Below are 24,217 nucleotides of genomic sequence, written 5' to 3'. Positions count from 1 at the left end.
CCGTACGCGCCGCGGCGCGCCGCCCGGCCGGGGCTGCTCTCCCCGGCCGGGCGGCGCGGTTTCGGCTCGGAAGCCGAGCCGGCGGCTGTCGTCAGCGCTGGGCGACGTCCACGTTCTCCAGGACGCCGACGGCGTCCGGAACCAGGATCGCGGCCGAATAGTAGGCGCTCACCAGATAGGAAATGATGGCCTTCTCGTCGATTCCCATGAACCGCACCGAAAGGCTCGGCTGGTATTCGTCCGGAATTCCGGTCTGGTGCAGGCCGATGACACCCTGGTTGTCCTCGCCGATGCGCATCGCGAGGATCGAGCTGGTGTTCCCGCCGACGACCGGGATCTTGTTGCACGGGAAGATCGGCACTCCCCGCCAGGCGCTGACCTGCTTGCCCTCGACCACGACCGTGCCCGGGTAGAGGCCGCGCTTGTTGCACTCCCGGCCGAAGGCGGCGATGGCCCTGGGGTGCGCCAGGAACATCTTGGTGCTGCGGCGGCGGCTGAGCAGCTCGTCCATGTCGTCCGGGGTGGGCGGGCCGGAGTGGGTCTGGATCCGCTGGTCGTACTCGGCGTTCTCCAGCAGGCCGAACTCGGGGTTGTTGATGAGTTCGTGCTCCTGGCGCTCGCGCAGGGCCTCGATGGTCAGCCGGAGCTGGTGCTCGGTCTGGTTCATCGGCTTGTTGTAGAGGTCGGCGACGCGGCTGTGCACCTTGAGGATGGTCTGGGCGACGCTCAGCTCGTACTCGCGCGGCTTGAGCTCGTAGTCCACGAAGGCGCCGGGCAGGTCGTACTCGCCCTGGTGGCCGGCGGAGAGGTCGATCGCGGCCTCGCCGTGCTTGTTCTGCGCCTGCTGGAAGCCGTTCAGGTACTCCATGATCTGCAGCTGCAGCGACTCGGAGCGGTCGTGCAGCTCCTGGAAGGACGGCCAGGCGAGCACCATCACGGTGCCGGCGGTGGCGGCGCGGACGGTGTACGGCCAGCTGCCGTCCTCCTCCTGGAGCGCCTCGTCGCCCAGGTGGTCACCGTCGGCCAGGGTGCCGACCACCGTCTCCTCGCCGTACTTGCCGGTGCCGAGCCGTTCGAGCTTGCCGTGCGCGATCAGGAAGACCTCGCTGATCGGCGTGCCGGCCGTGACCAGGACGTCGCCCGCGTCGAAATGCCGCTGGACGAAGCGGCCGGCCAGCTCCTCCAGCACCGCCTCGTCCTCGTAGCCGCGCAGCACCGGCACCTCGGCCAGCGTCTGCGGCACGATGCGCACCTCGGAACCGGTCTTGACGAAACTCACCCGGCCGCGGCCGACCTTGTGGCGCAGGCGGCGGTTGACCCGGTAGGTGCCGCCGGAGACCTGCACCCAGGGCAGCATCCTGAGCAGCCAGCGCGGGCTGATGCCCTGCATCTGGGGCGCGGACTTGGTGGTCGTGGCGAGGTTCCGCGCGCCCGCCGTGCTCAGGGACTGCTGCTGCCGGATCTCCGGCTGCGCGCCCGGCGCAGGAATTCCGGCATTGGTTTCGGTCGACATAGGGGGAGCCCTTCGCATGCCCGATGAAGTGTCGCCTTGCACATTCTTGCTGCAGCTTCATGGTGGGCCCGTTCGGGGGCGACCCGCAATCACTCGTTCGAGTGGTTCTGAATAACCGAACAAATAGTACGAATAGATCGCCTGGTCGATATTTGTTCGACAGTTCATTCGAACTGTTCTAGAGCGGGCCGTTCCAGTCCAGGGTCGGCTCCAGCACCCCTTCCAGGGTGAGCAGCCAGCGCTTCACGTCGATCCCGACCCGGCCGCCGCCGAAGCCGCCGATCCCGTCCGCCGCCACCACCCGGTGGCAGGGCACCAGCAGGGCCACCGGGTTGGCGGCCATCATCTGCCCGACCGTCCGCGCGGCCAGGCCCGGCTCGGTGACGTCCTCGAACACCCCGCTGCGGGCGGCCAGTTCGCCGTAGGTGATGGTCCGGCCGTACGGCACCTGCTCCCAGAGCGTCCGCAGCACGGCGCGGTGCGGTCCGGAGCTGAGGCTCCAGTCGATCGGCAGGCCCAACTCCCGGCTGCGGCCCGCCAGGTAGGCGCCGATCCGCTCGGTGACGGCGGTGATCTTCGCGGGGTCGGTGCACGGCGGGGTCTCGCCGTCCCGTCCGCCGTAACCGGCGGCAGCCACGCCCAGCGGCGTCACCGCGATGTGCATGGGGCCGCTGGGCAGCGGGGTCGGCACGGTCAGCCAGGACAACGACCGGGACTGCGGCACGCTCGGGCCCCCACCCTCCACCGGGCCGGCCGCCGGCCAGCCCGGCGACCGCGGGGCGCTCCGGACCGGTCCGCCCCGCGCGCCATCGTACGGCGGGCGGGGCGGGCCATCGGTCGGTCCGGTCAGAGCTGCCCCTTCAGGCTGCGGGCGGTCGACGCGCAGAAGTGCACCAGTTCGGCGCGGTCCGGCGCGCGGCCCTCGCAGAGCACGGCGACCTGGGCGTCGGTGATCCGGTCCGGTCCCGGGATCTCCAGCAGGTACGCCAGGTCGGCCAGAACGGTGGCCAGCCGCTCCGCGTCCACGTGGTCCAGGGTGGCCGCGGCCTGGTGGTGGCTGATGGTGAGCGAACCGGGCATGGTGCACCTCCTCCGTACCCCCTCCGTCCACGGTACGGCCGACCCGGCCACCCCGCCCGCCGCGGAGGCACGCACGCGTGGGCGGAGCGACCGGCTGCGCTCCGGGGCCGGCCGGGTGCGGTGCGCGGTGGGCCGCACCGGTACCGGCCGGGGGTGCGCCCCGGAGCCGTCCGAGGGGTGGGTCAGTGGTCCGGGCCCTCCTCCCAGCGGCGATCCCGTACGGCCGGCAGGGCCAACACTACGGCCCCGGCCACGACTTGCCAGACCGCTCCGGCCAACAGCACGCCACCGGCGCCGAACCGGTCCGACAGCGGGCCGGCCGCCGCCAGGCCGAGCGGGCCGGCGACGAAGGCGCCCAGCGAGCCGAAGGAGGTCACCCGGCCCAGCAGCTCCGGCGGGACCCAGTGCTGCATCGTGGCGCCGTACAGCGTCCCGCAGACCGCCGAACCGACCCCCGCCACCAACGCGGCGGCCGCCACTCCGACCAGTGGCGCCGCGGTCGCCAGCGCGGCGGACGGCAGCGCCCAGCCGAAGGCGGCCACGGTGGCCACCGCGAGCGGCCGCTGCGGGCGGCGGCCGAGCATCAGCAGCCCGCCCAGCACCGCCCCGGCCCCGTACCCGCCCATCACCAGGCCCCAGGCCCGGGCACCGCCGAGCTCCCGCTGCGACAGGAGCGGGCCGAGCACCAGGAACGGGGCCCAGACCAGCAGGTTGAACAGGCCCACCTGCGCGGTGGTGATCCACAGCCACGGGCGGGCGGCGAACTCCGCCCAGCCGGCCCGCAGCTCCCCGAACACCGAGTCCCCGCCGCCCGCCTCCGGGCGTTCGGGCAGCCGCAGGCCGACCAGCGCCACGGCGCCGACGCCGTACGTCAGCGCGTCGATCAGCAGCACCGCCGCCGGGCCCTGCACCGCCGTGACCAGGCCGGCCAGCGCGGGGCCGGCCACCGTGGACACCGAACGGGCCAGGCCCAGCAGGGTGTTGCCGTCCGCCAGCAGCTCCCGGCGGCGCACCAGGTCGGGCAGGATCGCGCCGAACGCGGGCGTGAACAGCCCCTCGCCGATCCCCCAGACCGCCACCAGCGCGACCATCGCCCAGACCGGCGCGTGCCCGGCCGCCAACAGCGCGGCGAACAGCGCCTGGACGAGGCCGCGCAGGACGTCCGAGCCCAGCATCAGCCGGCGGCTGCCCAGCCGGTCGGTGATCACCCCGCCGGCCAGCAGGACCAGTACCAGCGGGAGGATCCGGGCGGCCAGCACCCAGCCGAGCTCGGTGCCGCTCCCGCCGCCGTCGAGCACCGCGAAGGCGACCGCGACCGGCGCCATCGAGGAGCCGAGGAGGGAGGTGGTGTACCCGATGAAGAAGCGGGTGAATTCGCGCTCGCCCAGCACGGCGAGACGGTCTCCCAGGCGCCGCGGAGGGGCCGGGATCCGTTCTGTTTCCACTGCCATGGGCAGTCAGTCTGCGCTCGCGGGGGAACCGGACTCAAGGGTTTCCGGGAAAAAACCTGAGCCCTTCGGCATCAATTCCACGGCAATGGAACCTGCCGCAGTAAATTGCCGCCCGAAAGGCACCTGAACTGCTTTTACTGCGGAGCGCGGATATATTTCCAGGGTGCTGGTTCGGCCCGTTTACTGCGGAAGAAGGCGGACATGACGGAACTCCCCCCGGTCGAGTACGGCGTCGCCGTCGAGCGCTACCTGGCCGCCTCCGGGCTCGCCGAGGGCTCCCGGCGGATCTACCGGATCGCCCTCAGCACCTGGGCCTGGGCGCTCGCCGACCGGCCGGCCCCCACCGGCCCCGAACGGCGGAGCGCCCGCCCGCCCGTGCTGCCGCTCGCCCTGCTCGACCACCCGGACGCCGCCGAGCGGCTGCGCACCGCCGTCGCCCGGCGCGCCGCCACCACCGACCCGCGCACGCTCAACCGCGAACTCTCCACCCTGCGCGCGGCCGTGGCCTGGTGGCGGGCCCGGGGCTGGATCGACGGCGACCCGAGCGCCGGCCTGCGCCCCGCCCCGCTGCCCGAACCGGCCGGGGCCGGCGCTCCGTTGACCGCTGAGCAGTTGCGCGCCCTGTTCGCCCGCCGCGCACCCCTGCGCGAGCAGACGCTCTGGCACCTGCTGCACGAGTCCGGCGCCGCCATCGAGGCCGTACTGGCCCTGGACACCGACCGGTTGGACCTCCCCGGCCGCTGCGCCCACCCCCGTTCCGACCGGGCCCGGCTGCACTGGGGCACCGGCACCGCCCGGCTGCTCCCGCTGCTGATCGCCGGCCGCTCCGGCGGCCCGCTCTTCCTCACCGACCGCCGCGCCCCGGCCGGCACCCCCGCGGCCGACCGCTGCCCCCACACCGGCCGCGCCCGCCTCTCCTACCGCCGGGCGGCCGAACTCTTCACCGCGCACACCAGCACCCTCGGCCCGGGCTGGACCCTCCGGCAGCTGCGGGATGGGCGGTAGGGGTGGCAGCTGCGGTAGGGGCGGGAGGGGCGGGAGGGGTGGGAGGGGTGGCAGGGGTCGTCTGTCGGAGCGGCACGCGGCCACGGCTCCCGACGGTTCAACCGGTTGCCCAGGTCGGGGTCGCGGCCCGGTCGAGCCGGGCGTAGCCGACGTCCTGGCTGAGCAGTTCCCGGTGGCTGCCGCAGGCGACGACGCGGCCTCCGCGCAGCAGGACGATCCGGTCGGCCTTCCGTACGGTGAGCAGGTTGTGCGAGATGATGATCGTCGTCCGCCCGCTCATCAGCCGCCCGAGCGGCTCCAGGATCCGCCGCCCCGACTCCGAGTCCAGGCCGGTGGTCGGCTCGTCGAGCAGCAGCACCGGTGCGTCCCGGACCATCGCCCGGGCGATCGCGATCCGCTGGCGTTGGCCGCCGGACAGCAGCCGCCCCTGCTGGCCCACCACCGTGCCGTAGCCCTCCGGCAGCCGGCTGATGAACTCGTGCGCGTCGGCGGCCCGGGCGGCCGCCACGATCTGCGCGTCGGTGGCCCCCGGCCGGCCGTAGGCGATGTTGTCCCGGACGGTGCCGTGGACGACCAGGGTCTCCTGAAGCAGCACCGCGATGTGCTCGCGCAGATCGCTCAGCGCCAGGTCGCGCAGGTCGATGCCGTCCAGCCGAACGGCACCGCGCTCCGGGTCGTAGAAGCGCAGCAGCAGCTTGGCGACGGTCGACTTGCCCGCCCCGCTCTCCCCGACCAGCGCGACCGTCTCGCCCGGTTCGGCACGGAAGGAGACGTCGTTCAGCGCCAACCGGGACGCGTTCGGGTAGCGGAACCGAACCCCTTCGAAAGCCACTGCTCCACGCACCCGGGCCGGACGCAGCGGTTTCGGCGGATCGGCCACGTCCGGCTGCTGGTCCTGGAGTTCGATGATCCGCTCGGCGGCTGCCGCGGCCGAGAAGAAGCTGTTGCTGAGCTGCCCGATCCCCTTGACCGGGCCGTAGAGGCGGCTCAACAGAGCGACGAAGACGAGGAGTTCACCCAGAGTGAGGCGGCCTTGGGTCAGCTCCCAGGCTCCCAGGCCGAGCACGATCAGCGCGCCGGCCAGTTCCAGCATCTCCACGATCGGGGCGAACAGCGCGCGCAGCCGGGTCGCCGCCATGGTCGCGCGGAACCGCGCCAGGTTCTCCCCCAGGAAGCGCTGCTGCTCCCAGTCCTGCCGGTTGTACGCCTGAACGAGGGCGATGTTGCCGAGCGTCTCCTCGGCCAGGGCGCTCACCGAGCCGCTGCGGCGGCGCCGTTCGCGGGACGCGGCCCTCACCTTCCCCGAGAAGCGCCGGGCGGTGATCCAGAACAGCGGGGCGACCACCAGGGCCGTGAGCGTGAGGTCCCAGCGCAGGTAGAACAACAGGCCGAGGAAGACGGCCAGCTCGGCGACGTATGCGACCGCTTCCAGGACGCCCGACAGCAGGAAGGTCTCGACCGCCTCGACGTCCGCGGTCAGCCGCGACAGCACGTCGCCGAGCCGCCGCCGTTCGAAGAAGCCCAGTGGGAGGCACTGGAGGTGCCGGAACACGTCCGTGCGCAGATTGAGGAGGAAGCGCTCGCTGACCCAGGCGGAGAGCGTCTCGTCGGCGAACCCCAGCCCTCCTGCCAGCAGGGTCAGCCCGGCGTAACCGAGCGCCACCGGCAGGAACAGCCCGAGTCTCCGCGGCACCAGCACGTCATCGACGACGACCTTGAACAGCCAGATCATCGCCGCGTCGACCACCGGGCCGAGCAGGACGATCACCACCAGGAGGATCAGCCAGCGCCTCCCGCCTCGGGTGTAGGGCCAGAACTGCCGGAAGGTCCGCCGCAGCGGCACGGCCGGGGCCGGGGCGACGACCGGGTCCGCCCGGCCGTCGCCGTCACCCGTGTCGACGGCCGTCAACCGCCGCAGGGACCACACCAGTTCGTCCTAGCCAGGGACCATCACCGGTCCGTGACCGTCAGCACCGGTTCCAGCGGCGCAGGCCGCGGAGGCCACGAAGGCCGCCGTAGTCGCCGTCGCCGAAGTCGTCCCGGCCGCCACGGAAGTCCCCGCGGTCGCCGTCACCACGGCGACCGTAGCCACGGCCACCGCCGTCGCCGCGGTCGCGGCGCAGGGTCGGGAGGAGATTGGCGAGGATGCTCATCACTGCCACCTTTCTCTTGGTTTGTCCCCCACCGGAATGTACGGACGGGCAGGCGGAAGTACTCAGCTCCGCGCGCATGTCACCGGGTGTGTCCGGTGTCACCGAGCGTGCGTGTTCCGGCGCGCGTCACGGCCTCCGTCACGGCATTCCTCCGCCACGGCTTCCGCCGTCACGGCCTCCGTCACGGCATTCCTCCGCCACGGCTTCCGCCGTCACGGCCTCCGTCACGGGCCCGTTCCGCTGGCCCGGGGACCGTTACCCAGCCGATGGACGACCGTGACGCGACCGGGCGGGCACCGCGACACGGCCCCCCTACCGTCACCGACGACGCACCGGTCAATCGCACGGCCCGGCCTCACCGGCCGGCCGTACGGGCCGCAGGTGTTCGCGAGAGCCGCGGTCTCGCCACTGACGCGTTCGTTCACCGAAGTCTTCGTCCTCGAAGGAGCACCACCGTATGAGCAAGAGCCGTACCCACCGTTCGCCCGCCCGCCGGATGCTGGCGGTCTGCGCGCTGACCGGCGCCGCGCTGGTGACCGTCGTCACCGGCGGGCAGGCATGGGCCGACGGAACCCCGCAGGCCGTCACCCCCACCGCCCACGCCCCCGCCAACCCAGCGCCGGCGGGCGCGGTCCGTCCCTCCGCCGCCCCCGCCACCGAAGCCGCGCCCGGCTCCGCCTCCGCGTCCGCCAAGCCCGCCCGCCCGGCCGGCTCCGCGCCCGCGGCGCAGCCCGCCACCGCCGGCTCCCAGCCGCAGGTGCGCGAGGTGCCGAAGGGTGCCGCCCAGGCCGGTGACGGCTCGGGCGAGACCGACGGCAACGGCCTGATGCTGGCGGGCGGCGGCGCCGTCGCGGCCGTCGGCGCCGGTGCGCTGGGCTTCGCCCTGCTGCGCCGCCGCTCCGGTGCGCGTGGCTGACACCGGTCCCGAGTCCGCCGGGCACCCCGGCGCCCTTCCTCCGCACCCGGCCGGGCGGGGAAGCGGCGCCGGGGCGCCCCGGGCGGCGGGGACCGCCGAGCGGGGCGGCCGTGGGCGGCGGCGCGCCGCCCGGCCCGGCCCCAGCATCCTGCGCCGGAGCGTCTTCGGCGCCGCCGGCCTGCTCTGCGTGGTGCTCGGCACCTCGCTCGCGTTGTCCGGCCGGGACGCCCCGGTGGTGCGGATCGAGACCTCCGGCCACGACCCGGCGGCCGCCGCGCCCGCCCCGACCGCGTCCGGCCGTACCACTCCCGTGGGCGCGCCGACCGCCGGCGCCGGGACGCTCGCCGCCTCGCCGCCCACCCGGCTGCTGATCCCCTCCATCGGCGTGGACGCCCCGGTGACCGACCTCGGCCTGAACGCCGACGGCAGCGTCCAGGTGCCCACGGCCGACCACGCCGACCAGGTCGGCTGGTACCGCAACGGCCCCACCCCGGGCGAGACCGGACCCGCCGTCCTGATCGGCCACCTCGACACCAGGAACGGCCCGGCGGTCTTCCGGCGCCTGCCGGAACTCCACCCGGGCGACCTGATCCGGATCCGGCGCTCGGACGGCGGCAGCGTGGACTTCAGGGTCCGCAGCCTGCTCCAGGCCGCCAAGGACCGCTTCCCCACCGACACGGTGTACGGCGACACTCCCGGGCCCACGCTGCGACTGATCACCTGCGGCGGCCGGATCGGCCCGGACGGCCACTGGACGGACAACATCATCGTGCTGGCGGACCCGGCCTGACCGGGCCGCCGACAGCGGCGGCGGAACCGCCGGTCACCGTCCGCACGACCTACCCACCGGACCGGCCACCAGGACGGACCGGCTACAACGGTCACAGCAGCAGGACGGCCGGAGGGACGACGAGCCCACACCCCACCGCGCGCACCGCGAACCAGGAGGAGGACCGACCGTGGCACCACCGACTCCGCTCCGCCGCCGCCCCGGCGCCGTACCCGCGGCCGCCCTCGCCACCCTGGCCGTCCTGACCGTCCTCGCTGTCCTGGCCTTCGGCCGTCTCGCCCCCGGCGGTCTGCGGGACGACGGCCCGCACGCGGCCGTCACCCGGCCGCCGTCGGCCAAACCGCTCTGGCCCGGGCTGGCCACCGCCCCGCCGCCCGCCACGTCCGCAACCGGGTCCACCACCCAGGCGCCGCCGCAGCCCGTACCCGACCTGACCGTTCCCGGGCACGACCTCAGCGCGGTCGACGTCCACGGTCTCCTCGCCCAGGACCCGGCAGTGACCGCGGAGGAGCGGCGCGCGCTCGGCTCCTGCACCGACTGCGAGGTGCGGGCCCCCGAGTTCCGCGACCTCACCGGCGACGGGCAGCCCGAGCTGATCACGGCCGTCACCACTCCCGGACAGGTCGTGCTGCACGTCTACACCCTCTCCGGCGACCGCGTCCTGCCGATCCTGCAGGTGAAGATCAAGCCCGATTTCGGCGCCGAGACACTCGACTCCGACCTGTGGCTGTTCGAGCCCACCACCGTCACCACCCGCACCACCAGCCACTACCGATGGGACGGGACCAGGCTCGCCCTGGTCGAGAGACGGGTGGACGGCATCGGCCTGCTCCAGCCCACCGAGACGGGCGCCGACCCGGCGACCGGCACCGGTCCCGGCGGCGGTCCCGGCGGCGGCCCCGGCGGCGCGGTGCCCCTCCCGATGCGCCCCTCCGCCGAGGCGAAGCCGGGCGCCGGCGCGGCCGTCCCGTCCGCGCGCCCCGGCCGACCCCAGCCCCAGCCCGCCCGGACGGTCCAGCCGTCCGGCCCCGCCGTCGTCCCGGAAGCGAAGCGATGACCACCGCAACCGTCCCCGCCCAGCCGCACATCCTGCTCGTCGAGGACGACGAGGTGATCCGGGAGGCCACCCGGATGGCCCTGGAGCGCTACGGCTTCCCGGTCACCACCGCCGCCGACGGCCTGGAGGGGCTGGAGGCCTTCCACGCCGTCCGCCCCGACCTGCTCCTGCTGGACGTCATGCTGCCGCTGCTCGACGGGGTCGGGCTGTGCCGCCGGATCCGGGAGGAGAGCCAGCTGCCGATCCTGATGATGTCGGCCCGCACCGACCCGGTTGACGTGGTCTCCGGTCTGGAGGCGGGCGCGGACGACTACGTGGTCAAGCCCTTCGAGAGCGCCGTCCTGGTCGCCCGGATCCGTACCGTGCTGCGCCGCATCCGGGTGGCGCCGGCGGCCGTCCCGCCGGTTCCTGCCGCTGCCTCTCCTGCTACTCCCTCCTCCCCTTCCCCCGACGCCCCGGCAGCCCCCGCCGCCCCGTCCCCCTCCCCCTCGCCCGCCGTCCGCAACTTCGACGGTCTGCAGGTGGACACCGACAGCATGGAGGTGCGGGTCGACGGCAGCCTCGTCCCGCTCACCCCCACCGAGCTGCGGTTGCTGCTGGAGTTCACCGCGGCGCCCGGCATCGTGCTGGAACGCTCCGCGCTGCTGGAGCGCGTCTGGGACTACGAGTGGGGCGCCGACACCCGGGTGGTCGACGTCCACGTGCAACGGCTGCGCGCCAAGATCGGCTCCGGCCGGATCGAGACCGTCCGCGGCTTCGGCTACAAGCTGCGGCGTCCCGCATGACCGTGCGCCTCCCCCGACCCCCGCGCCCCCGACCCCCGCGCCCCCGACCCTCGCGCCCCCGACTGACGCTGCGCCGGATGACGCTGCGCCGCCAGATCGCCACCGCCGTCGCCGCCATCTCCGTCCTGGTCGCGGTGGCCGTCGGCCTCCTGGTCCACCAGGCGATGATCCGTCAGCACGTCGACCAGGCGCGCGCCTCGGCGCTCACCGCCCTCAACTCCGCACTCACCGACTACGGGCGCAACCTCGACAACCCCGTCGGCGCCCTCGACGACCCGGCCCTCCCCGCCCGGCTGCACGACCTCGCCGCCGCCGGACGACAGGGCTCGCTGCTCGCGACCGACCGGCAGGGCGAGTCCATGTGGGCGGCGGCCCCGGTCCAGGGCGGCGTGCTCTCCGTCCGGGTGGACTTCACCCAGGACCGTCAGGCCATCGCCGACCTGGACCGGATCATCCTGCTCACCGTCATCGCCGCGGTCTTCACCACCGTGCTGGCCGGCGTGCTCGTCGCCGACCGGATCAGCCGCCGCCTGCGCACCGCGGCCACCGCCGCCCGGGGCATCGCGGCCGGCGGCACCGACACCCGGATCGGCGAACTCGTCGACGGGAAGGACGAGGTCGCCGACCTCGCCGCCGCCGTCGACCTGATGTCCCGCACCCTGCACCGCCGCCTGGCGGACGAACAGCGCTTCACCGCCGACGTCGCCCACGAACTGCGCACCCCGCTCACCGGCCTGGTCACCGCCGCCGAACTGCTACCGCCCGGCCGCCCCACCCAGTTGGTGCAGAACCGGGTCCAGGCCCTGCGCGCGCTCGTCGAGGACCTCCTGGAGGTCTCCCGCCTGGACGCGGACGTCGAGTCCCCCGACATCTCCGCCGTGCCCCTGGAACGCGCGGTGCGCCGCACCGTCACCCTCACCGGCCTCGACGTCGAGATCGGGATCACCTCCGACCAGGAGGTCCGCACCGACCTGCGCCGCCTCGACCGCATCCTCGGCAACCTGCTGCTCAACGCCCACCGCCACGGAGCCGGCCCGGTCGAACTCCACGTCGACGGCCGCCGCATCACCGTCCGCGACCACGGCCCCGGCTACCCGGACGACCTCCTCGACCACGGCCCCCAGCGCTTCCGCACCAACGCCCCGGAACGCGGCCGCGGCCACGGCCTCGGCCTCACCATCGCCACCGGCCACACCCGCGTCATCGGCGCCACCCTCACGTTCGCCAACCACCCCACCGGCGGCGCCCTCGCCACCCTCACCCTCCCCCCGGACTGACTCCCGCCCCCACCAACGCCGAAGGGCCGGCCCGATCACCATCGGGCCGGCCCTTCCTCCGCTGAGCCCCCTGTCGGGTTCGAACCGACGACCCCCGCTTTACAAGAGCGGTGCTCTGGCCAGCTGAGCTAAGGAGGCACGGTGGCCGTCCGCGAAGGATCACGGCGGCACCGGGGGCAGTCTACCGGGCCGGGGTGGCGAGGTGGGGGGATATCCGGGGGTTGACAGGGGGTGGGCGGGGGGTCGGTGCGGGGTGGGCGTGATGGAACCGATGCCGAAATCGGGCGGAGGGGGGCTGACAAGCAACGGGAGCGCGGGTAGCGTCGCCGGGAGTTGGTTCTGGTAGTGGTTCAGACCACTGACGGGCCGACGGAGACGAACAATCCCCCTTTACTCGGATCGTCCGGCACGTTCCTGCCGGTGAAGGAGAGAACGACCAATGGCTTCTGTCACGTACGACCAGGCGACCCGCATCTACCCGGGGGCGACCAAGCCCTCGGTGGACGCGCTGGACTTGGAGATCGCGGACGGCGAGTTCCTCGTGCTGGTCGGCCCGTCGGGCTGCGGCAAGTCGACCAGCCTGCGCATGCTGGCCGGCCTGGAGGACGTCAACAGCGGCGCGATCCGGATCGGTGACCGGGACGTCACCCACCTGCCGCCGAAGGACCGGGACATCGCCATGGTGTTCCAGAACTACGCGCTCTACCCGCACATGACCGTCGCCGAGAACATGGGCTTCGCGCTCAAGATCGCCGGCGTGAACAAGGCGGACATCCGCACCAAGGTCGAGGAGGCGGCGAAGATCCTCGACCTCACCGACTTCCTGGACCGCAAGCCGAAGGCGCTCTCCGGCGGTCAGCGCCAGCGCGTCGCGATGGGCCGCGCGATCGTCCGCCAGCCGCAGGTCTTCCTGATGGACGAGCCGCTGTCGAACCTGGACGCCAAGCTCCGCGTCTCGACGCGCACCCAGATCGCTGGCCTGCAGCGCCGCCTGGGCATCACCACCGTCTACGTCACCCACGACCAGACCGAGGCGCTCACCATGGGCGACCGGGTCGCGGTGCTCAAGGACGGTCTGCTGCAGCAGGTCGACACCCCGCGCAACATGTACGACAAGCCCGCCAACCTGTTCGTGGCCGGCTTCATCGGTTCGCCGGCCATGAACCTGGTCGAGGTGCCGCTGGTGGACGGCGGGGTGAAGTTCGGCGGCTCCGTCGTCAACATCTCGCGCGAGAACCTGGCCGGCGCCGGCACCGACAAGACGGTGATCGTCGGCATCCGCCCGGAGCACTTCCAGATCGTCGACGCCGGCGGCATCGAGGGCGTCGCCGTGACGGTGAACGTGGTCGAGGAGCTCGGCTCGGACGGCTTCGTCTACGGCACCACCCAGATCGGCGGCGTGGAGAAGGACCTGGTCGTCCGGGTGCCCGGCCGCCAGATCCCGACCCGCGGCGAGACCATCCACGTGGTGCCGATCGCCCAGGAGACCCACGTCTTCGCCGCCAGCAGCGGCGTGCGCCTGAGCGTCTGCGACTGAGACGGCTGACACCCGCGACGGAGCCCGTCGGACCCTTCCGGTCCGGCGGGCTCCGTCCGTACACCCCCACGTCAACACCGCGCAGGGACGAACCCGGACACCTGTCACTCGATGGTGTAACCGAGGGCGATCCGGCCCGTACCCACCGCTACTCTCCTGAGGGTGAAGCAGCTTGTGCGCCGTATCGGCCAGACCGTCGCCCTGACCCTGCCGGTCGTCCTGGTGACCACCGGCACCCTCGCCGTGACCCGCGTCCCGTGGGCCCCACCGACCGGGCTCGACCAGCAGGTCGTGGCGGCGTCCAGCGGCGACGGCGCCGGGATCGGGCGCTCCGCCACCGCCACCACCAGGACGGACGGGCTCGCCCCGCAGGACTCGCTGCGGGTGGCGCTGCTGGACGAGCTGCGCGCCAAGAACCCGTCGGCCGCGCTGGACCTGCTGGAGCGCTCGATGCGCGAGCAGCCCTCTCTGACGCCGTACTGCACCTCGCTGGCCACCGAGTTGGGCAAGGCCGCGGTGCGCAAGTACCAGGGCGACGTACAGCGGGCCCGGTCCTTCGCCCGCCCGGTCTGCGACGGCTCCTTCGCGGCCGGCGTCACCGGCTGACGGCCGCCGGTCGGCGGCCGGTGACGCCGGCCGCCGACCGGGTGCTGTCGCCCCGGTGCTGTCGACCGGGATCCGTCGAGCGGCGGCCGTCGACCGCGAGCCGTCGACCGCGGCTGAGCGACGGACGGCGTCAACCCCCGCCTGGCGTCCTATTGTTCAGGCATGACCGCTGACTCCGGCCCCACCGCCGACCTCGCGTCCTCCCCGCCCCACCAGCCCCGGCCGACCACGACGCCCGTCACCCAGGCCGTGATCCTGGCCGGCGGCCAGGGCTCCCGGCTGCGCCCCTACACGGACGACCGCCCCAAGCCGCTGGTCGAGATCCCCGGGACGGGCATCCCGATCCTCGGCCACCAGCTGGCCTGGCTGGCCGCCGAGGGCGTCACCGACGTCGTGGTGTCCTGCGGCCACCTCGCCGACGTGCTGGAGGAGTGGCTCGGCCGGGCGGACCTGCCGTTGCGGGTCAGCACGGTGGTCGAGGCCGAGCCGCTGGGGCGCGGTGGCGGCCTGAAGTTCGCGGCGAAGGCGCTGCCGCGCCCGGACGAGCCCTGGTACGCCACCAACGGCGACATCTGGACCCGCTTCAGCCTGCGCGACATGGCCGCCTTCCACCACGAGCGGGACGCCGTCGCGACGCTCGCGCTGGCCCGGCCGCGCATCCCGTGGGGTGCCGTGGAGACCGACCAGTTCGGCAACGTGCTGGATTTCATCGAGTCCCCGCCCTCGCCCTTCCTGATCAACGCCGGCCTGTACGTGTTCAGCCCGGAGTTCGCCGAGCTGCTGCCGGACGTGGGAGACCACGAGCGGACCACCTTCCCCCAGCTCGCCCGCGGCAAGCGGCTCGCCGGCTACCAGCTGGCACTGGGTGTGTACTGGCGCGCCATCGACACGGCGAAGGACCTCACCGAGGCGGCCAAGGAGCTCGCCGCCTACCGCGAAAGCGCCGCCCAGTAACGAACGCGCGGGCACAGGCCCGGGCGCAGGCGCATGGAAGGGCACAGGCGCAAGCGCAGCCGGACGCGCAGGCGCAACCGGAGACAAAAGCCCGGGCAGGAAAACGGGCAAAGCGCTACGGCCGGGTGCTCCCCCACGGAGCACCCGGCCGTAGCGCGTCCGGCGGCCTCAGGTGGCCGTCGGCGTCCCCGGACGGGAGGACTGCCCGCCGGACAGGTCGGCCAGCGGCCCGCTGCCCAGCACCGGTCCGCTGCCCAGCACCCCGCCGAGCAGCCCGGAGCCGCTGCTCGGGCTGGGCTTGGGCGCCGTGCCCGAGCCGCCGGGGGCCGGGGTCCGCTGGGTCGGCGCGGAGCCGGACCCGGCGGACGGGGCGGACGCCGCCGGCGAGGAGCCGCCGGTCTCGGCCTTGCCGGAGTGCTTGCCGCTCGGCGAGGCCCCGGCCGGCTTGGCGGGGGCGCTGGAGGGCGTGGTGGCGCTCGGCGTCGGGGTGGCCGGGCGCGGCGCGGCGGACGGGGGCGGGGTGGACGTGCCCTGTCCGCCCGGGGCACCGGACGGGCTGCCCGACGGCCAGACCGGGGTGCCGTAGTCGCCGGCCGGCCGGCCCGGTGCCTGGTGCGGCCGGGCGCTGGTGCGGACGGCCGCGCCCAGCATCGAGCCGAGCAGCAGGGTGAGGCCGACCACGACGGTGGTGACCACCGCGCCCCGCCGCAGGACCCGGCGGCGCAGGGCGCCCGGCGCGCCGGAGCCGATCCGCCGCCAGGCCTCCAGGTTGAGCCGCCCGTCGAGCGAGGCGAAGGGCGCCCCGGCGATCAGCAGCGGGCTCCAGGCCGCGAGGAAGATCAGGTCGGGGGTGTCGTAGACCGGCACGGACCGCCAGCTGACGGTGAACAGCAGCGCGGCGGAGAGCAGCATGGCCGCTCCGGCCGCGAGCCGCTGCCAGAGGCCGAGGACGGTGAGCACGCCGACCACGATCTCGGTGAACGACACCACCAGGCCGGAGCCGACGGGGTGCGCCATCGCGAAGGCGAGCAGCGGCTCGGCGACCTTCCACGGGTGCAGCGAGGAGAGCCAGCGCACCATCGAGCCGCGCTCGCCACCGTCGAAGTACACCGGGTCGCAGAGCTTGCTGAACCCGGCGTAGACGGAGAGCGAGCCCAGTACGGCGCGCAGCGGCAGCAGCACCAGGCCGAGGTCGACCCGGCGGCCGGGGTACCAGGGCTGCCTGCCCTCGGCGTCGGTGGCGGAGACCTCGGGCAGTTCGCCGCTGGGGGTCCAGCCGTGCGGCTCGCCGACCGGGCCGATGCCCGCGTCGGTGGCGGTGCCGGTGCCCTCGCGCGGCTGGCGGGGGACGGTCCGGGCGCCGGCGTAGGCCGGGAGCACCTGGGTGTCGGCCTCGTCCAGGTCGGTGCCCGCCGGGGAGCCGTTGGTCCGCACCGCCTCCAGCAGCCGGGTGGCCGCGAGGTCCCCGGGGTCCGCCTGGCCGGTCCAGGTGACCGGGGTGACCCGGCCCTTGCGGCGCGGTGCGACGCCGCCGGCCCCGGCGGCCGCCCCGGCCAGCGCCGGGACGGCGGAGGCGGGTACGACGACCTGCGGGGTGACCAGGGGACGGCGGATCAGGCCCTGGTTGGCGTAGGGGTCGCCGAAGGCGGCGCCGGTGGACAGGAGTCCGACCGGGGTCTCGATCAGCGGCTCGACCGGGGCGCCGAGCCGGAGCCGGAAGCTCGCCTGGGTGCTGCTGAGGCGCGCGGGGTCCGACGGCACCTTGACGGTGTCGAGCCCTGGGCCCGCGTCTATCCCGGTGCTGCCGCCGCCGAACAGGGGGCGCCGAGGTGTTCTGGTGTCCACGTCCACGCCCGTCTAACCGGGTGACGGCCGCTTAGGACACTCTCCCGGGTGGATGTCCGGCGCATACTTGAAGTGATCATGAGAAAAGCGATCGGACCCGGTCGGGCCCGATCGCTTTTCACTCGGATCACGGGGAATTCGGAAGATCCCCTGCGGGCGGGGCGCCCGCCGTGCTCAGCGCTTGGCGCGCAGCCGCGCGGCCTCGTACAGCACGATGCCCGCCGCGACACCGGCGTTCAGCGACTCGGTCAGGCCGCTCATCGGGATCCGCACCCGCATGTCGCAGGTCTCCGAGACCAGCCGGGACAGGCCCTTGCCCTCGCTGCCCGCGACGATCACCACGGGGCCGGTCAGCAGGTCCAGGTCGCCCAGCTCGGCCTCGCCGTCGGCGGCCAGGCCGACCACCATCAGGCCGGCCTTCTGGTAGGCCTCCAGGGTGCGGGTCATGTTGGTGGCGCGGGCGACGGGCAGCCGGGCCGCGGCGCCGGACGAGGTCTTCCAGGCACCGGCGGTCATGCCGGCCGCGCGGCGCTCGGGGATGACCACGCCGTGCGCGCCGAAGGCGGCGGCGGAGCGGACCACGGCGCCCAGGTTGCGCGAGTCGGTGACCCCGTCCAGCGCGATGATCAGGGCGTCCTGGCCGGCGTCGGCGGCCTCGGCCAGCAGGTCCTCGGGGTGGGCGTACTCGTACGGCGGGACCTGCAGCACCAGGCCCTGGTGGTTCATCCCGCCGGTCATCTGGTCCAGCTGCGGGCGCGGGGCCTCCATCAGCGGGATGCCGCGCTCGTTGGCGGCCTGGAAGGCGTCGCGGACGCGGTCGTCGGTGTCGATGAACTGCTGGACGTACAGCGCGTTGGCGGGGACGTCGCCCTGCAGCGCCTCGACCACCGAGTTGCGGCCGAAGACCAGCTCGGCGCTGCCCGCGCCACCGCGGCCGCCGCGGCCGCCGGCGCCGGCCCGGCGCATGCCGGCCCGGGCCTTGGCGTCCCGCTCGCGCTTGAGCGCGGCGTTGGCGGCCCTCTGCTTGGGGTGGCCCTTGCGCGCCTCACCGGGCGGAGTCGGGCCCTTGCCCTCCAGCGCCCTCCGGCTGTGCCCGCCGGTACCGACAGACGCGCCCTTCTTCGATCCGGGGTTGCGGCGGTTCCTGCGCTGGCTGTTGCCGGCCATGGCTGTACTTCCTGTCTGTCCGGCATGCCCGGCCGCCCCGCTCGGTGCGGCGGCGGCCGACGGCATGCGCTACGTCATGCGGGAGGGCCGCACCGGTCCGGTACGGCCCACCCATCACCCCGATCGTCAGATGGGGTTACTGGCTGTTGATCGTCCAGCGCGGGCCGGACGGGGTGTCCTCGATCACCAGCCCGGCCAGGCCGAGCTGGTCGCGGATGGCGTCCGCGGTGGCGAAGTCCTTGCGCTGGCGCGCCGCCTGCCGCTGGTCCAGGACCAGGCGGACCAGCGAATCGACCACACCGTGGAGGTCCTCACCGCGCTCCGCCCCGGTCCACTGCGGGTCGAGCGGGTCGAGGCCCAGTACACCGAGCATCGCACGGACCTCGGCCAGTCGCGCCACCACGCTCTCCTTGTCGTCCGCGTTCAGGGCGCTGTTGCCCTGGCGGACGGCGGTGTGCACGACGGCCAGCGCCTGCGGGACGCCGAAGTCGTCGTCCATCGCCTCGGCGAAGGCGGGCGGCACCTCGGGTGCCGCGTCGACCGTCCCGCAGCGCTCGACGGCCCGCTGGACGAAGCCCTCGATCCGGCCGAACCCGGCCTCGGCCTCGCGCAGCGCCTCCTCGCTGTACTCGATCATCGAGCGGTAGTGCGCGGCGCCCAGGTAGTAGCGGAGCACGATCGGCCGCCAGCGCTGGACCATCGCGGAGACCAGCACCGAGTTGCCGAGCGACTTGCTCATCTTCTCGCCGGCCAGGGTGACCCAGGCATTGTGCACCCAGAAGGCGGCGAAGTCGTCGCCGTAGGCCTTGGACTGGGCGATCTCGTTCTCGTGGTGCGGGAAGATCAGGTCCAGCCCGCCGCCGTGGATGTCGAAGGCCGGGCCCAGGTACTTGTGGGCCATCGCCGAGCACTCCAGGTGCCAGCCAGGACGGCCACGGCCCCACGGGGTCTCCCAGCTCGGCTCACCCGGCTTGGCCGACTTCCACATCGCGAAGTCGCGCTGGTCGCGCTTGCCGGTCTCGCCCTCGCCCTCGGGCTGGCGCAGATCGTCCAGCTTCTGGTTGGAGAGCGCGAGGTAGTCGGGGTACGACTTCACGTCGAAGTAGACGTTGCCGTCGACCGCGTAGGCGTGGCCCTTCTCGATGAGCCCCTGCATCATCTCGATCATCTCGGGCACGTGTCCGGTGGCCCGCGGCTCGACGGTCGGCGGCAGGCAGCCGAGCGCGCCGTAACCGTCGTTGAAGGCGCGCTCGTTCTCGTACCCGATCTGCCACCACGGGGTGCCGAGCTCGCGCTCCTTGGCGATGATCTTGTCGTCGATGTCGGTGACGTTGCGGACGAAGGTCACCTGGTAGCCGCGGTAGGCGAACCACCGCTGCATGATGTCGAAGTTGAGGCCGGACCGGATGTGCCCGATGTGTGGCGCCGACTGAACGGTAGCGCCGCACAGGTAGATCGAGACACAACCCGGTACAAGCGGGACGAAGTCGCGTACCTGGCGGGTGCTGGTGTCGTACAGACGAATGCTCACAGCGTCAAGCGTAGTGGGCAGCGGGGGGTGCCCCGCGACATTACCGGGGAACGACAGGGAGTTCCCCGGGATTCGGCGGGGTGCGATCCCGGGGAAACGGCGGCCTCCGCGCCGGTCAGATGCTGCCGACCACCTTGCGCGGCGAGAGCCGGACGACCACCCGGACGTCCTCCGGGCCGTCCCAGGTGTACTCGTCCTCGCCACGGTACTTGGCGGCCAGCTCGTTGATCAGCTCCCGGCCGCCCTCGGTGGTCATCGTCACCGAACCGCGGGCCTCCAGGTACTCGTACGGGCTCTCCGCCGGGTTGATCAGGATCGAGACGCGCGGGTCCTTCACCAGGTTGAGGTGCTTGCGGCGGCCCTGGACGGTGGAGAACAGGATGTCGTCGCCGTCCCGCTTGACCCAGACCACCGAGGACTGGGGGCTGCCGTCGGGCTGGATCGTGGAGATCACTGCGAAGCTCTTGCCGTCGATCAACGCCTTGGCGCGGTCGGAGAGTTGAGCACTCATCGGATACTTCCTCTTCTGGTCGGCGACGGTACGGACCCGAGGGCGAGCTCCGCACGGGCCCGGATCGAAACACTACCGATCCGGACCCGTGCGACATCCGGTGAACACCCGTCGACAACGGGGTATTTCCGGCCGGCCGACCGGCGGCCGGCTCAACGCCGTTCGTACACCAGCGCGGTGGCGATCGCGGCCAGCCCCTCGGCCCGGCCGGTCAGCCCCAGGCCGTCGGTGGTGGTGCCGGAGACCGAGACCGGCGCCCCGGCCGCCTCGGACAGCGCGGCCTGCGCCTCGGCCCGCCGCTTGCCGATCTTCGGCCGGACGCCGATCACCTGGACCGCGATGTTGCCGATCTCGAAGCCCGCCTCGCGCACCAGCCGGGCCGCCTCGCCGAGCAGCTTCACCCCGGAGGCACCGGCCCACTCCGGGCGGTCGGTGCCGAAGTGGGCGCCCAGGTCGCCGATCCCGGCGGCCGAGAACAGGGCGTCGCAGGAGGCGTGGGCGGCGACGTCGGCGTCCGAGTGCCCGGCGAGCCCGAACTCGGAGTCCGGCCACTCCAGCCCGGCCACCCACAGCGGGCGGCCGGCCTCGAAGGCGTGCACGTCGGTGCCGATCCCCACCCGGGGAATCAGGGGCTCAGTAGGCATCGGCGGCCCTCCGGCGGGCGAGTACGGCCTCGGCGAGCACGAGGTCCAGCGGACGGGTGACCTTGAACGCCTCCTCGTGGCCGGGCACCACGACGACGGTGCCGCCGTAGCGCTCGACCAGTCCGGCGTCGTCGGTGACGGGCGGGGCGTCGGTGCCGCCGGCGGCCTCCTCGGCCAGCGCCTTGGCGTGCACCTCGACCAGGGTGGCCCGGTCGAAGCCCTGCGGGGTCTGCACCGCGCGCAGGGTGGCCCGCTCGGGCGTGTCGACCACCGGCTCGGGGTGGCCCGGGTTGGGCTCGACCCGCTTCACGGTGTCGGCCAGTGGCACCGCCGGCACCACCGCCGCGGCCCCGGCCCGGACGGCGGCCGCGACGGCGTCCACCACTTCGACCGGGACGAGCGGACGGGCCGCGTCGTGCACCAGGACGATCCCGACCTCCTCGGGGATCGCGGCCAGGCCCAGCCGGACCGACTCCTGGCGGGTCGCGCCGCCGGCCACCACCCGGATGTCCTTGTCGTCCAGCCCGTGGCTGTCCAGCAGGGCGACCACCTCGGCCACCCCGTCGGCGGGCGCGGCGACCACGACCAGGCCGACCGCCCGGCTGCGGGCGAGGGCCCGTACGGCGTGCACCAGGAGCGGCACGCCACCCAGTTCCCGCAGGGCCTTGGGGGCGCCCGGCCCCAGTCGCTCACCGCGTCCCGCGGCGGGCACCACTGCTGCTGCGACTGCTCCTGAGGCGTTCAGGTTTCACTCCTTCGGCGAAGTGGGTATGGCCTTGGCGTGCCCGGCGGGCGCGGGGGCCCCTTCCGAAGAACCACTGGTCCACTGCCCGCCGCACACCTGCGCAGAAACGGTCTTGCAGGCCTGGACCGGCTCGGGCGGGGGGCGTCGTCCGGACACGCCTCAGCGCCCGGAGTGCCACTGCACCACTCCTGGACGATCCGTCCTGGGAGCGGCGCGCCGGCACCGGGCGCTGTGGGCGATGGGCGGCAGCCCGACTGCACTACGAGGCGAGGACCTCGTCGAGCAGCGTCTCCGCCTTGTCCTCGTTGGTGTTCTCCGCCAGCGCGAGTTCGCTGACGAGGATCTGGCGCGCCTTCGCGAGCATCCGCTTCTCGCCGGCCGAGAGGCCGCGCTCGCGCTCGCGACGCCAGAGGTCGCGCACGACCTCGGCGACCTTGATGACGTCGCCCGAGGCGAGCTTCTCCAGGTTCGCCTTGTAGCGACGGGACCAGTTGGTCGGCTCTTCGGTGTACGGTGCCCGGAGCACCTCGAAGACCCGGTCCAGACCCTCCTGGCCGACCACATCGCGCACGCCGACGAACTCCGCGTTCTCGGCGGGCACGCGGAGCGTCAGGTCTCCCTGCTGCACCTTGAGCACCAGGTAGGTCTTGTCCACACCTTTGATCTGGCGAATTTCGATGGCCTCGATCAGCGCAGCCCCGTGATGGGGGTAGACCACCGTGTCGCCAACCTTGAACGTCATGTGACAGGACCCCTTCCGTGGCTTTCCAGAATAACACGCCTTGCGGCGCACCCGAAGGGCGTTTTCGCAGGTCAGGGCCGGTCTCGGGGCTTGACAACCACCCCCATGACGTGCTGCGACCGATGTTCGAGAGGGGCTTCCCGCAGGTCGGGGGCGGTTCCGGGGTCTGCCGAAACCCTTGCGCAACACCCCGGCAACCATGATTGGATCTTGAGCTTTCGCCGCATTTCCGGCCGTGACACGATCGTTATTCGATCTTGGTCGAAGCTTGTCCTTCGAATGACCGGTCCATGCCGGCAGTACGCCCGGAAGGCCCCCGCGGGGCCCCGGGAGTGCGACACGGGGACCACCCCGTGAGGAGCGCATAAGTGAGGTCGATAATCTGAGACCTGACCTGTCGACACGTGACCTAGGAGTAGCCGCCGCCGTGAGCCGCAGCCTTCGACGCGGCAGCATCGCCGCCATCGCCGCCATCGCCATCGCCTCGCTGTCCTCCTGCGCGGCCAGCACCACGCCGGACACCCTGCAGATCAAGCCGGACAACGCCGCGGCGACCCTGGGGACGAACATTCGACTGAACAACATCGTGCTCGTCACCGGGGTCGGCACCTCGGGTGACTACACGGGCGCCGCCAACGTGGTCGTGAACATCTCCAACACGGCCGGCACCCCGGCGGAGCTCCAGTCGATCACCGTCGGCAACGCCGCCGCCACCTTCTCGGACGCCGCGGGCGCCCCGCTGTCCAGCATCGTCGTGCCGGCCGGCGGCTCCGTGATCCTCGGCGGACAGGGCAACCCCTCCGCCTTGATCAACTCGGTCTCCGTCCACATCGGCGGCTTCGCCACCACCACCTTCGCCTTCAAGGACGGCCAGAAGGTCGACGCCCAGGCCGCGGTGAGCCCGGACTCGGGCATCTACAAGGGCTTCGGCCCGACCCCGGCCCCGACCCCGACCCCGGCCGCCGTGCCCACCAAGGCCACCACCCCGGCCGCGACCGCTCCGGCCACCCCGTCCGCCGGCGCCACCGCCCCGGTCACCCCGTCGGCCCCGGCCACCCCGACCGCGGGTGCCACCGTCCCGGGTGCCCCGGTCGCCGGTGCCACCGCGACGGCGACCACCCCGGCCGCCCACTGACGCGAGTCACGGCAACGCGGAGGCCCCCGCCGGCTGCTGCCGGCGGGGGCCTCCGCATGACTGCCCGGAACCGCGGTCTACGGCTCGAACTTGTAGCCCAGGCCGCGGACGGTGACCAGGTAGCGCGGCGCGCCCGGGTCGGGCTCGATCTTCGCCCGCAGGCGCTTCACGTGGACGTCCAGGGTCTTGGTGTCGCCGACGTAGTCCGCGCCCCAGACCCGGTCGATCAGCTGCATGCGGGTGAGCACCCGGCCCGCGTTGCGCAGCAGCATCTCCAGCAGGTCGAACTCCTTGAGCGGCAGCTCGACCTTGGCGCCGTCCACCGTCACCACGTGCCGGTCCACGTCCATCCGGACCGGGCCCGCCTCCAGGGCGCCCGGGCCGCCGCCGTTCTCGCCCGCGCCGCCGTCCTCGCCGCGGCGGCGCAGCACCGCGCGGATCCGGGCGACCAGCTCGCGGGTGGAGTAGGGCTTGGTGACGTAGTCGTCAGCGCCTATCTCCAGCCCGACGACCTTGTCGATCTCGCTGTCCTTGGCGGTCACCATGATCACCGGGACGTTGGAGCGCACCCGGAGCTGACGGCAGACCTCGGTGCCCGGCAGGCCCGGCAGCATCAGGTCGAGCAGGACGAGGTCGGCGCCGTTGCGTTCGAACTGCTCCAGGGCGTCGGGGCCGGTCGCGGCGACGGCCACCTCGAAACCCTCCTTGCGGAGCATGTACGAGAGGGCGTCGCTGAACGACTCCTCGTCCTCGACCACCAGTACTCGGGTCAC

At 73.3% G+C, this 24,217-nt stretch carries 24 protein-coding genes and 1 tRNA gene; 10 read left to right on the top strand and 15 right to left on the bottom strand.

What is annotated here, in order from left to right; genetic code table 11:
- Positions 1-91 precede the first annotated feature (91 nt).
- From ACIRVF_RS29230 to ACIRVF_RS29215, 4 genes are all read right to left on the bottom strand, one after another.
- Positions 92-1,513 (bottom strand): family 2B encapsulin nanocompartment shell protein, encoded by a 1,422-nt coding sequence (locus ACIRVF_RS29230; RefSeq protein ID WP_402824135.1) that lies wholly within the window; start codon positions 1,511-1,513, stop codon positions 92-94.
- Positions 1,514-1,691: 178 nt separating this feature from the next.
- Positions 1,692-2,237 (bottom strand): methylated-DNA--[protein]-cysteine S-methyltransferase, encoded by a 546-nt coding sequence (locus ACIRVF_RS29225; protein WP_402824132.1) that lies wholly within the window; start codon positions 2,235-2,237, stop codon positions 1,692-1,694.
- Positions 2,238-2,359: 122 nt separating this feature from the next.
- Positions 2,360-2,593, bottom strand: a complete 234-nt coding sequence (locus ACIRVF_RS29220) for a hypothetical protein (protein WP_402824129.1) — start codon at positions 2,591-2,593, stop codon at positions 2,360-2,362.
- A 182-nt stretch (positions 2,594-2,775) separates the two neighbouring features.
- The gene (locus ACIRVF_RS29215; RefSeq protein WP_402824126.1) at positions 2,776-4,044 is read right to left on the bottom strand and encodes an MFS transporter; all 1,269 of its coding nucleotides are present in this window, start codon (positions 4,042-4,044) and stop codon (positions 2,776-2,778) included.
- A gap of 201 nt (positions 4,045-4,245) precedes the next feature.
- On the opposite strand from ACIRVF_RS29215, the gene ACIRVF_RS29210 reads away from it, so the two are divergent.
- Entirely contained in the window at positions 4,246-5,049 is an 804-nt protein-coding gene (locus ACIRVF_RS29210; RefSeq protein ID WP_402824123.1) for a hypothetical protein, read from the top strand.
- A 97-nt stretch (positions 5,050-5,146) separates the two neighbouring features.
- Here ACIRVF_RS29210 and ACIRVF_RS29205 read toward each other — a convergent pair whose 3' ends face one another.
- Entirely contained in the window at positions 5,147-6,976 is a 1,830-nt protein-coding gene (locus ACIRVF_RS29205) for an ABC transporter ATP-binding protein (RefSeq protein WP_402824120.1), read from the bottom strand.
- Between the two features lie 40 nt (positions 6,977-7,016).
- Positions 7,017-7,202 carry a hypothetical protein gene (locus ACIRVF_RS29200; RefSeq protein ID WP_402824117.1) on the bottom strand — a complete coding sequence of 62 codons (186 nt, stop codon included), beginning with the start codon at positions 7,200-7,202 and terminating at the stop codon, positions 7,017-7,019.
- A 457-nt stretch (positions 7,203-7,659) separates the two neighbouring features.
- Between ACIRVF_RS29200 and ACIRVF_RS29195 the strand changes: the two genes are divergently transcribed.
- The 5 genes from ACIRVF_RS29195 to ACIRVF_RS29175 all read left to right on the top strand — a co-directional run bounded on the left by ACIRVF_RS29195 (position 7,660) and on the right by ACIRVF_RS29175 (position 12,027).
- Positions 7,660-8,118, top strand: a complete 459-nt coding sequence (locus ACIRVF_RS29195) for a hypothetical protein (protein WP_402824115.1) — start codon at positions 7,660-7,662, stop codon at positions 8,116-8,118.
- A complete protein-coding gene (locus tag ACIRVF_RS29190; RefSeq protein WP_402824112.1) occupies positions 8,111-8,908 on the top strand; it encodes a class F sortase in 798 nt (265 codons plus the stop codon). Before ACIRVF_RS29195 ends, ACIRVF_RS29190 begins: the two co-directional genes overlap by 8 nt.
- Positions 8,909-9,077: 169 nt before the next feature.
- Positions 9,078-9,965 carry a hypothetical protein gene (locus ACIRVF_RS29185; protein WP_402824109.1) on the top strand — a complete coding sequence of 296 codons (888 nt, stop codon included), beginning with the start codon at positions 9,078-9,080 and terminating at the stop codon, positions 9,963-9,965.
- Positions 9,962-10,750, top strand: coding sequence for a response regulator (locus ACIRVF_RS29180; RefSeq protein WP_402824106.1), 789 nt, complete (start codon positions 9,962-9,964; stop codon positions 10,748-10,750). Before ACIRVF_RS29185 ends, ACIRVF_RS29180 begins: the two co-directional genes overlap by 4 nt.
- A gap of 77 nt (positions 10,751-10,827) precedes the next feature.
- Positions 10,828-12,027, top strand: a complete 1,200-nt coding sequence (locus ACIRVF_RS29175; protein ID WP_402824103.1) for a sensor histidine kinase — start codon at positions 10,828-10,830, stop codon at positions 12,025-12,027.
- 64 nt (positions 12,028-12,091) lie between these two features.
- Here the strand turns inward: ACIRVF_RS29175 and ACIRVF_RS29170 are convergent.
- Positions 12,092-12,165: transfer RNA gene (locus ACIRVF_RS29170), tRNA-Thr, on the bottom strand.
- Positions 12,166-12,466: 301 nt separating this feature from the next.
- Here ACIRVF_RS29170 and ACIRVF_RS29165 point away from each other — a divergent pair.
- The 3 genes from ACIRVF_RS29165 to ACIRVF_RS29155 all read left to right on the top strand — a co-directional run bounded on the left by ACIRVF_RS29165 (position 12,467) and on the right by ACIRVF_RS29155 (position 15,124).
- On the top strand, positions 12,467-13,564 hold the full coding sequence (locus ACIRVF_RS29165; RefSeq protein WP_402824100.1) for an ABC transporter ATP-binding protein: 1,098 nt from the start codon (positions 12,467-12,469) through the stop codon (positions 13,562-13,564).
- 162 nt (positions 13,565-13,726) lie between these two features.
- Complete coding sequence (locus ACIRVF_RS29160) at positions 13,727-14,170, top strand: hypothetical protein (protein WP_402824097.1); 444 nt, start codon at positions 13,727-13,729, stop codon at positions 14,168-14,170.
- 162 nt (positions 14,171-14,332) lie between these two features.
- Complete coding sequence (locus tag ACIRVF_RS29155) at positions 14,333-15,124, top strand: NDP-sugar synthase (RefSeq protein WP_402824094.1); 792 nt, start codon at positions 14,333-14,335, stop codon at positions 15,122-15,124.
- A gap of 168 nt (positions 15,125-15,292) precedes the next feature.
- Here ACIRVF_RS29155 and ACIRVF_RS29150 read toward each other — a convergent pair whose 3' ends face one another.
- The 7 genes from ACIRVF_RS29150 to ACIRVF_RS29120 form a co-directional block, all read right to left on the bottom strand.
- Positions 15,293-16,969 (bottom strand): DoxX family membrane protein, encoded by a 1,677-nt coding sequence (locus tag ACIRVF_RS29150; RefSeq protein WP_402824091.1) that lies wholly within the window; start codon positions 16,967-16,969, stop codon positions 15,293-15,295.
- A gap of 174 nt (positions 16,970-17,143) precedes the next feature.
- Positions 17,144-18,136 carry a 23S rRNA (guanosine(2251)-2'-O)-methyltransferase RlmB gene (rlmB, locus tag ACIRVF_RS29145; protein ID WP_402824088.1) on the bottom strand — a complete coding sequence of 331 codons (993 nt, stop codon included), beginning with the start codon at positions 18,134-18,136 and terminating at the stop codon, positions 17,144-17,146.
- A gap of 136 nt (positions 18,137-18,272) precedes the next feature.
- Positions 18,273-19,667 carry a cysteine--tRNA ligase gene (gene cysS / locus ACIRVF_RS29140; RefSeq protein WP_402824085.1) on the bottom strand — a complete coding sequence of 465 codons (1,395 nt, stop codon included), beginning with the start codon at positions 19,665-19,667 and terminating at the stop codon, positions 18,273-18,275.
- A 115-nt stretch (positions 19,668-19,782) separates the two neighbouring features.
- Positions 19,783-20,178: a PPOX class F420-dependent oxidoreductase gene (locus tag ACIRVF_RS29135; RefSeq protein WP_380412527.1), complete on the bottom strand. Its 396-nt coding sequence runs from the start codon at positions 20,176-20,178 to the stop codon at positions 19,783-19,785.
- A 152-nt stretch (positions 20,179-20,330) separates the two neighbouring features.
- Positions 20,331-20,822, bottom strand: coding sequence for a 2-C-methyl-D-erythritol 2,4-cyclodiphosphate synthase (ispF, locus tag ACIRVF_RS29130; protein ID WP_402824081.1), 492 nt, complete (start codon positions 20,820-20,822; stop codon positions 20,331-20,333).
- Entirely contained in the window at positions 20,812-21,567 is a 756-nt protein-coding gene (gene ispD / locus ACIRVF_RS29125) for a 2-C-methyl-D-erythritol 4-phosphate cytidylyltransferase (RefSeq protein WP_402824405.1), read from the bottom strand. Before ispD ends, ispF begins: the two co-directional genes overlap by 11 nt.
- A 259-nt stretch (positions 21,568-21,826) precedes the next feature.
- Positions 21,827-22,309 (bottom strand): CarD family transcriptional regulator, encoded by a 483-nt coding sequence (locus ACIRVF_RS29120; protein ID WP_030244332.1) that lies wholly within the window; start codon positions 22,307-22,309, stop codon positions 21,827-21,829.
- A gap of 427 nt (positions 22,310-22,736) precedes the next feature.
- Between ACIRVF_RS29120 and ACIRVF_RS29115 the strand changes: the two genes are divergently transcribed.
- The gene (locus ACIRVF_RS29115; RefSeq protein WP_402824078.1) at positions 22,737-23,444 is read left to right on the top strand and encodes a DUF461 domain-containing protein; all 708 of its coding nucleotides are present in this window, start codon (positions 22,737-22,739) and stop codon (positions 23,442-23,444) included.
- 77 nt (positions 23,445-23,521) lie between these two features.
- Here the strand turns inward: ACIRVF_RS29115 and ACIRVF_RS29110 are convergent, their stop codons facing one another.
- Positions 23,522-24,217, bottom strand: coding sequence for a response regulator transcription factor (locus ACIRVF_RS29110; RefSeq protein ID WP_033347005.1), 696 nt, complete (start codon positions 24,215-24,217; stop codon positions 23,522-23,524).

Source organism: Kitasatospora sp. NPDC101157, assembly GCF_044768255.1.
In the GTDB taxonomy this organism is placed as follows: domain Bacteria; phylum Actinomycetota; class Actinomycetes; order Streptomycetales; family Streptomycetaceae; genus Kitasatospora.
The sequence above is the reverse complement of the archived record's forward strand: the minus strand, read 5'-3'. Positions and strand labels throughout refer to the sequence as shown.